The organism is Bartonella sp. AD13SXNS, from assembly GCF_042196465.1.
Classification (GTDB): Bacteria; Pseudomonadota; Alphaproteobacteria; order Rhizobiales; family Rhizobiaceae; genus Bartonella.
Map to the genome: position 1 here is coordinate 1 of NZ_JBHIQI010000054.1, position 2,181 is coordinate 2,181.

Annotated in this window: 3 protein-coding genes; 1 reads left to right on the forward strand and 2 read right to left on the reverse strand. The window is 43.8% G+C overall.

Annotated features, from left to right (window positions below):
• On the reverse strand, window positions 1-716 hold a 716-nt coding region (locus tag ACFIMQ_RS09235; protein WP_375703915.1), incomplete at its 3' end, for a phage terminase large subunit.
• Window positions 697-975, reverse strand: coding sequence for a hypothetical protein (locus ACFIMQ_RS09240; RefSeq protein WP_375703916.1), 279 nt, complete (start codon window positions 973-975; stop codon window positions 697-699). The genes ACFIMQ_RS09240 and ACFIMQ_RS09235, both read right to left, overlap by 20 nt.
• A 145-nt stretch (window positions 976-1,120) precedes the next feature.
• Between ACFIMQ_RS09240 and ACFIMQ_RS09245 the strand changes: the two genes are divergently transcribed.
• On the forward strand, window positions 1,121-2,181 hold a 1,061-nt coding region (locus ACFIMQ_RS09245; protein ID WP_375703917.1), incomplete at its 3' end, for a tyrosine-type recombinase/integrase.

Below are 2,181 nucleotides of genomic sequence, written 5' to 3' on the forward strand. Positions count from 1 at the left end.
TCGGCTGCCAACATTTCCCTCTGATAATAAGCGCCTTGAACTGCTGTAAGATAAGCCCCTTCCCATATATGCTTATAAGTCTCGGGGCGGTTTCTCAGATCATCCAATCGCGCTTCATTCAAGATTTTCGGAAACTTCGGATTGTCTGACCAGTTGATCTCTACACGCTTAATGGCTTCATTGTCTGAAAAGCGAAACCGCTTCTCAACGGGGGCATTCTCTCGCAATGGGTTCCATGTCACCCATAACTCTGCTCTCCACCCCTCGCCCTCTTCACGCAAAGTTGGAATGAGCGTCTGCCAAGCCGTCTCTGTAACCGGCTCTGCCTCATCAACCCAGCAGAGCAAAATGCGCCCCATCGATTTAATACTCGCAATATTCCGGTCCAGACCAGAAAACTGAAAGGCTATACGACCATCTATCGACTTAATCGACGACTCTCCAACCTTATAATAGTCCCTTAAAAAGTCATGGGCTTCAATGGCGCGCTTAATCTCCTCCAATGAACTCTCTGCTAGCGAATTTTGAAACTGACGTGCACAAAGAATGGTCCCTGATATCCCCTGCATACCAAATTGATAGCCTTTTAAAGCAGCCATCAAGGCAAATGATCTTGTCTTTCCAGACCCTCGTCCACCCCAAGCCGCTCGTACCAAAGCGTCTCCTGCAAAAATAGGAATGAGTTTTGGTACAATCTTAATCTGTCTTGTCGTCATTCATTGTTAAAGGAGCAATTTCTACACGCCCTATGATCTTAATCGCGCCCCCATCTTCCCCCGTCACTTGCAAAGGCAAGATCTTCCCAAGCAACGCTAAATAAGCCGCAGGGCATCTTATTGCCTGCTTTTCGAGGTAAGAGATTAGCCCCTCTTTCCCATACTTATTGCCTGCCAATTCAGCAGCTTTAAGAATAGCCTCTTTCAAAAGGCGTGTATTCTTATTCGGATAACACTTTGATTTATAATGATAATTCACTGTTTTGCATATTGAATGAGAGTCCCGAATATAGTAAGATTTTCTTATTCTAAACCCTCTCAGATTGAATCAATTCATATCACTTGCTCGCACGTCAAAAGCGGGGCTGGTGTGTGGGTAAAAACTGTATAAGAAAGGAGTAAAAATGGTCCTTATGAACCGTCTTAATGCAAGATCTGTAGCAACATTGGGGGCTGGCAAATATAATGATGGTGCCGGCTTGCTTCTTCATAAGCGTAAAGATGGGGGTGCTCAATGGCTTTATCGCTATACCATTCACGGGCGCCGCCGCGAAATGGGCTTGGGTGCCTTGAGAGATGTTTCTTTAAAACAAGCTCGCGAATGTGCAAATCAATGGCGTGCTGTTTTACGTGAGGGTCGTGATCCCATTAAAGAACGCAATAAACAAAAGCATGAGGCAATGCGTAATCTCCATTATTTAAAAGACATTGCACTAGATGCTTTTGAAAGTCGTAAAGCTGAATTAAAGAATGATGGTAAGGCTAGTGATTGGTTTTTACCATTACGCCTTCATATTCTCCCTAAGTTAGGTTGTGTTCCCGTTTCTGAGATTACGCAAATAGAGATACGCAATACCCTCGCTCCTATTTGGCATACAAAAGCTGGAGCAGCTCATGCTGCACTGAAACGTCTCAATATGTGTCTTAAACATGCGGCTGCTCTAGGATTGAATGTTGACTTACAGGCAATAGAAAAAACAAAAGCCCTCTTAGGAAAACAACGTCATAAGGTCACTAATAGACCAGCTATGGATTGGAAAGATGTTCCGGCTTTTTATAAAACACTTTGTGAAGCATCAACCATAACAAAACTGGCTTTGCGTCTGCTTATCCTTACAGGGGTTCGTACCAATTCCTTGCGTCATATTCGTGAAGATCAAGTTGAGGGGGATATATGGACTATCCCTGCTGAGAATATGAAAGGAAGGCGTGATGCTACAACAGAATTTCGCGTGCCTCTATCAACAGAAGCACTGAAAATTATTGAACAAGCGCGTCTGCTTTCTCGTAATGATTTCTTTTTTTCTGCAACTGGTCGAGGTCCTCTCGGTGAGAATAATATGTCACAATACATGCAACAAACTGGAGTAAAAGCATGTCCCCATGGATTTCGTTCTAGTTTACGCGATTGGCTTGCTGAAACAACCGATGCCCCCTATGAGGTCGCTGAAACTATTTTAAGTCA